Annotated in this window: 6 protein-coding genes; 2 read left to right on the top strand and 4 right to left on the bottom strand. The window is 57.9% G+C overall.

The window, feature by feature from the left end; translation table 11 throughout:
- Positions 1-331: 331 nt before the first annotated feature.
- The 3 genes from ACJRPG_RS24765 to ACJRPG_RS24775 all read right to left on the bottom strand — a co-directional run bounded on the left by ACJRPG_RS24765 (position 332) and on the right by ACJRPG_RS24775 (position 3,431).
- Complete coding sequence (locus ACJRPG_RS24765; protein WP_408002777.1) at positions 332-547, bottom strand: CPCC family cysteine-rich protein; 216 nt, start codon at positions 545-547, stop codon at positions 332-334.
- Complete coding sequence (locus tag ACJRPG_RS24770; RefSeq protein ID WP_408002778.1) at positions 544-1,032, bottom strand: hypothetical protein; 489 nt, start codon at positions 1,030-1,032, stop codon at positions 544-546. Before ACJRPG_RS24770 ends, ACJRPG_RS24765 begins: the two co-directional genes overlap by 4 nt.
- A 416-nt stretch (positions 1,033-1,448) precedes the next feature.
- The gene (locus ACJRPG_RS24775) at positions 1,449-3,431 is read right to left on the bottom strand and encodes a CHC2 zinc finger domain-containing protein (RefSeq protein ID WP_408002779.1); all 1,983 of its coding nucleotides are present in this window, start codon (positions 3,429-3,431) and stop codon (positions 1,449-1,451) included.
- Between the two features lie 129 nt (positions 3,432-3,560).
- Between ACJRPG_RS24775 and ACJRPG_RS24780 the strand changes: the two genes are divergently transcribed.
- Positions 3,561-3,905: a helix-turn-helix domain-containing protein gene (locus tag ACJRPG_RS24780; protein WP_408002782.1), complete on the top strand. Its 345-nt coding sequence runs from the start codon at positions 3,561-3,563 to the stop codon at positions 3,903-3,905.
- 401 nt (positions 3,906-4,306) lie between these two features.
- On the top strand, positions 4,307-4,564 hold the full coding sequence (locus tag ACJRPG_RS24785) for an antitoxin VbhA family protein (protein ID WP_408002780.1): 258 nt from the start codon (positions 4,307-4,309) through the stop codon (positions 4,562-4,564).
- 225 nt (positions 4,565-4,789) lie between these two features.
- Here the strand turns inward: ACJRPG_RS24785 and ACJRPG_RS24790 are convergent.
- Positions 4,790-5,777 (bottom strand): RHS repeat domain-containing protein (locus tag ACJRPG_RS24790; protein ID WP_408002781.1); only part of this gene is annotated, 988 nt, incomplete at its 5' end.

A 5,777-nucleotide genomic window follows, 5' to 3' on the forward strand; every position in this document is an offset into this window, starting at 1 on the left:
GCGGCCGCAGCTCTTGCCCAGGGCGCAGTGGCCCGAGCCGTCGCTGTCGTACACCCAGCGTGCCGCCAGGTCTTTCTCGTTGCGTGCCGTCATGCGGCCTAGCGGATCGACCTTGTACTCGATCAGGCCCAGGTTGGAGTGTCGCAACTCGCCCTTGCTCCGTTGGCGAAGACGTAGTAATCAGAGCCGCATGGTAATGCACCGCTAAGACGTTGATCCCCCCTTCAAAGAGATTGACACCAGTATTCAACCCGCTTTGACCGTATCCAGTGCCGCACTTAGCAACCTTTAGGATCTAGTCCACTCACTGAAGGATTTGCCGAATTAAATCCTACCTATTCTGATTCTTACATTGCCCTTTCCATGCAGTTCGCGCTTCGTTAAGGCTAACGTGATTTGCTCCACCCGCATAATCTGGATCAGCAGACTGCACAGGATCATCCTCCCAGTTGCAAATGTCGCAGATTTCATACTGCCCAGGTTCTGAAATCGTTTTTGTTCCACAACAAGGGCACGGAAGTAAATCTTCCTCATGTTCATTCATCATTGTCTGTTCCAATAGTCAATACCATCTCTTGGCCTAAACATTGTGCGTGGCACGCCATTGGCAGCTCTAGAGCCAAATGTGTTCGTGGCGGCGTCATAGATTAAAGTATTGCCGTCCTTCACCTTTGTTAACGCTCCAGCCGGCGGGTTAGTTACGAAGCTTCTTGCTGCGTCAACGTACTGCTTTGCATTCTGGAATTCAGGGAATTCCGCAGCGTGCTTTTTCCAATGTCCATATGCATTTTCGACACTGGTCACGCCCTTCTTCGAAGACCAAATTGCGGCTTTCGACAGTGACTCCGCTTCCTCTGCAAGTTTTGCGCGTGCTCCGCCAGGTGTTGCCAAAGTCGCAGCTGTTGCGCCAACTGAAGCAAGTACACCGTTCGCTGAAGTAGGATCGGGTTTTTCAAAATAGGCATCCGCCTTATCGGCCAACCACCCCCACCCACCAAACGAGCCTTTATTATTTTCGACAAAGTCAGCCATCAACCTGCGTCCAAACTGAATCGCAGTTCCCTTCAGGTCAATCTCATCGATGAACCTCCCAAGCATAGATTGGTTTGGGTTTGCCGAATCCGAATCGCCCACCACGTCCTGTCGTAGCAAGTCGGCTGAACCTCAGCATCCATGCGGCTTCGCGCGCTGTGCGCGGGTGGCGGCAACAGATAAAAAGAGCGAGACCCCCTAATGCGGGTTTTGGCCTATAGCGGCCGAGAAACCGGCGCAGTATATCAGGCAGGCGGGCGACGGCCGCAGGCGCAACGGCCGTCGCCAGGGTGGCGGCACAAGCGGCCCGAAGGGCAAAATCTTTGAGGGCAAAGCCCAGTCGGCGGTGGGGGTTGAAGTAGTACGGGCTGGCAGCCAGGCCGTCACGGAGCGAGGAGCGACACGTTTTCAAAGTTTTAGCGGGCAGTCCGCCAGCCTATTTCATGCCGCGCCGGGGCACGTTGGCCAGCGGCCCCACCATGCAGACCGCCGATGGCCAGTATCTTGTGTTTCAGGTTCGTCTCGCCCATGTAGAACAGGCTCTGGCCCGTCATCGCCGAATAGCGCACGCAGCTTTCTTCCGGCATCAGGGCCAGCACTGCATCCATCAATGACGACTTACCTGCCGCGCTGGACGACTGGATCAGCACCGCCAGCGGCTTATCGAGCTGGCGGGAGACCGCCGCCAGATAGCCCACCAGCTTGTTGTTTTCCTCGCCCACCACGCCGCAGGCGTCGAAGTCGGCCAGGATGCGCGCCAGCAGGTCGGGCGACTGCAACAGCGCCAAGGCGGCAGCCTGCTCGGCGTCCGACAAGGCAGGGGCCTCGTCTTCCTTCTTCAAGGCCGCTTGCAGGTGCGCCGTTTGCAGTTCTTCCAGTTTTAAGAGCACCCGGCCGAGGTCGTGTTTCAGCACGTCTTCCGCTTCGCCCAGCTCGATCCCGGCCTGCTTGATGAAGGCCGCTCTGGCCTTGGCCTGGTACAGATCGAAGGTATCGACGTGGAACTGTTCGGCCTTCGATACCAGCAGGTTCACTTTCAGCGCCTCGGGGTTCAGCGGCTTCTTCCAGCCGCGCACCCGGTAACGCCGTTCGCCATAGGCCAGCACCAGTTCGGCATCGCTTTGCTCGATCGGCGCATCGTCCACCGGCGCTGCGGGCAAGGGGCTGGCCAGCGTGGGTTCAGGCAGCAAGGCCGCAGCCGGTTCGCTCACCGCCACTGCGGCAGCTAAAGGAAGACCGGCCACCGGCTCCTCCACTGGCGCACTGGTCGGGGCCGCGCTTTTGCCTTCGCCCATCCACTCGGCCTTGCGCACCAGCAGGGCCAGCGCCTTGTCCGGCGGGGCCATCTTGAGGGCGTATTCGTTCGCGTCCATCCCCTTCGGGAACAGGATGCGGAAGCAGCCGATGCCTTCGCCCGTCAACCGCTCGGCCAGCGCTTCGGCAGCCTGGTTGCCCGCCTCGTCGCGGTCATAGGCAATCAGCACCCGCTTGATGCCATGCCGCTTGAACGCGGCCAGCAGGTCATCGGTGAACCCTTCCGCACCATAGCTGGCGGTCACGTTGCGCAGGCCGTGCACCCAGAACGTCATGGCGTCAATGAGCGCTTCACACAGGATCACTTCGCCGCCGCTGGCGGCGATGCCTTCTTCGTTCCACACCCCGGCATGCGGGCCGGGCAGGTACAGGTGGTATGCCGTGCCCGCTCTGAGGTCGTCGCGGATCTTGCGCCCGTACACTTCGTGCACCACGCCCTGCCGGTCGATCACCGGCACCACCAGCGAACCATTGAAATGTTCATGGCCCGATTCGCGCAGCAGGCCAATGGCTTGCAGACGGCCGCGCACCTCCTGCCCCTCCTTCCACGCCTTGTTCGGCAACCGGTAGCCCAAGGTGCGGTTGGCGTAGCCCAGCTTGAAGCGCTCGATCAGTTCCGGGTGGTGCAGGCCGCGCCTGGCCAGGTAGTCCAGCGCTTCCGGGCTTTGCTTCAAGGTCTCGTGATAGTAGTCCAGCACCTGGCGCAGTGCGGCCTGGCCGTCGGCATCGTCGCCCAAGGGCAGCGGCGCGGCCTTCAGCTTGCCGGTCGCCAGCGGCGCATTCGGCGCGGGCGTGGTGCCCAGCCCCAGTTCGCTGCGCAGGCGCTCCACCGCAGCGCGGAACGACAGCTTCTCGAACTTCATCAGCCAGTCCACCGGGCCACCGGCCGCGCCGCAGCCGAAGCAGTGAAACAGGTTTTTCAAAGGCGTCACGATCAGGCTGGCCGTGGCCTCGTCATGGAACGGGCAGCGGCAGCTGTAGTCCTTGCCCTGCTTCCTCAGCTCCACGCCGGCAGACTCCATCAGCCGCAACAGCGAAACCTCGGCCTTTAGCCGCTCGATTTCCGCTTCCTGGATACGCGCCATCAAATTACCCCCAAAACTGGTCAAGACACTTTACATATACTATTATGGTATCTTATTAGATACTATAGTCAGAGGTCTTTGAAACAGGGGGTTAGGATCATGGAATATCTTCACTACTGGCCTTCCACCATGAGCTTCTCGGCGCGTGTCATCGCCTTGCGCAAGCAACGCAATCTGACCCAACAGGGTCTGGCTGACCTTTCCAGCATCCATGTCCAGCAAATTAAACGCTACGAGGCAGGTAACGCCCAGCCTACGGCCGAAGCGCTCAAGAAGTTGGCCCTGGCCCTGCACGTCAGCGCCGACGCGCTGCTGTTTGAGGAAGGCGAACGCGCACCGTCTGATGATCTGGCCTTGCAGTTCGAAGCCGTCAGCCATATGCCCGACGAAGAGAAGCGCATTATCAAGGCGCTGCTGGACGGCATGATCATCAAGTACCAGACCAAGCAGATGCTGGGCAACTTGAGCAGCTAAGGTAAGGCGGCACAGCAACAGCAAGGCCCCTGCCCCACCGGCTAGCGCCGCTGGGGTTGAGGGGCCTTTTCTTATCCAAAAAAGGAAATGGAAAGCTGGTGCAGCGCGTAGTACATTTTTCCGCTTGCAGATCAACTACTTACTGCGTTTTGTACTACAAATTATTCGCGCAGTAATACAGGCAAACCCAGTAACCATGCGGGTTCCTGGCACATTTGTAATGTGCGTATGGTGTGTAGGGGTTTAAGACGGACGTTTCGCCACCAAATCGGGCCCGAATCGGCAGCAGAAAGCAACTCGGCGGCAGGATTCAAGAGCGTATCCAGCCACTGGGGTTGCAGCGCGTTGCAGATAATCGCACTGGCTTGCAGAGAGTTGCAAAGAATTGCAGGAGTTTGTACATGACCGAAATCACCACCGCCACCGTCACCTCACTCGATGCAGCGCGCCGGCGGCGCTACTACATCGAGCTGGCGAACAATCACCCGGCCTGGCAGCAGATCGTGGCCTCATGGGCGCTTGAAGGCATCATCGCCACCGATGACAACGCAGAACAAGCCGGACGCATGATTGCAGGCGAGATCACATATGCCCAGATATCTACAGTTCACGGTACGCCTGTTCCGCCGCAAGAATTACATCCCCCAGTGAAGAATTAATAGGCCAAGAATCGGCAATAACCCTCCCTACACCCGACACGCGGTCAGAGACAGGCGGCAAAGTGCCTTGCTCCAAGTTTAGTCTGATGTTTGCAAGTACCACCTGTATTCTCGCCAGCTGACTAACCGGCGCTATGCCGCGTTCCCCGGCAGATATGCGCTCAATCTCCTGGGTCACTGCACGCTGCGCCATGTTCGTTAGCTCAAGTACTTTTTCGATTTTATTCATCGGCTGGGTTTGATAAGGTTTTCCACATATGGGACAAACTTCTGCACTTGGCCACCAGGCAAGCCAACACCTTGGGCTGCGGCACGTCCCTCAATAAGCAACGATCCTGGTCGAATTTGCCATTGAACCACATTAGTCATCTTGTTCCAGTCGGATGCAAGAGCAAGGCTAGCGCGAGTAGCCGGGAATGTTTCAAACAAATAGCGCCCCGGCGCAAGCGCGTCGATATTGTCAAAATATCGCAAGCCATATTCTGCGTGGCCGGCACTACGTAGATTGATTGTGCCAATTTCGAACGATTGCAATATCTCCACGCGCCTACTACGCGAAACACCTATCTCTTGAAGATACTGTGAAGCAGCCTTTACACCTTGGAATGCGTCAGATCCAACTTCTTCTTTCGAGAAGAGCTTCGCAAACCAAGATGCAATCCGCCCTCCTTTTCCGAACGATCCGACAATCGCACCTCCGGCACCAAATGGAGCTGCAGCGTTCTCCAACGCCTCCATCGGATGCTCAAGGTTATATTCCAGATAGTTTTTCTGCTGTTTCAGCTCTCCTTGAACCGCGTCAACGGCGCGCTCTAAGACCCCCTTCGTGTTTGCCGATTTCGGCACGCCTTTGCCTTTGCCGTCCTTTGTGTTATCGCTCGCGCTACTGCCTCTACTATGCGTGCAATACGTATTCGGCTTGCTGCAGTCTTTTTCCCACGCGGTTTGCACCTGATCCGCAACAGTCCTCTTCGGCTCTTCCGCTTTGCCCGCCTCGACACCCGCAAACCCCGTCGGATCCGTCAGATTGGTCGGGTTGTTCCACACATAGGCGTAGCGATTATAGCTCTGGCTATGCATTGGATCCTGGATCAGCGGGTCGGCGCTCAGGAAACGCGCGATCAGCGGTTCGTAGATGCGGCCGTTCATGTGCACCAGGTCCAGCTGGTCCAGCATTTCATGGCCCGTGAAGCCGCGGTTGTCGGTCACGCCG

Source organism: Pseudoduganella rhizocola (assembly GCF_045984285.3).
In the GTDB taxonomy this organism is placed as follows: Bacteria; Pseudomonadota; Gammaproteobacteria; order Burkholderiales; family Burkholderiaceae_D; genus Rugamonas.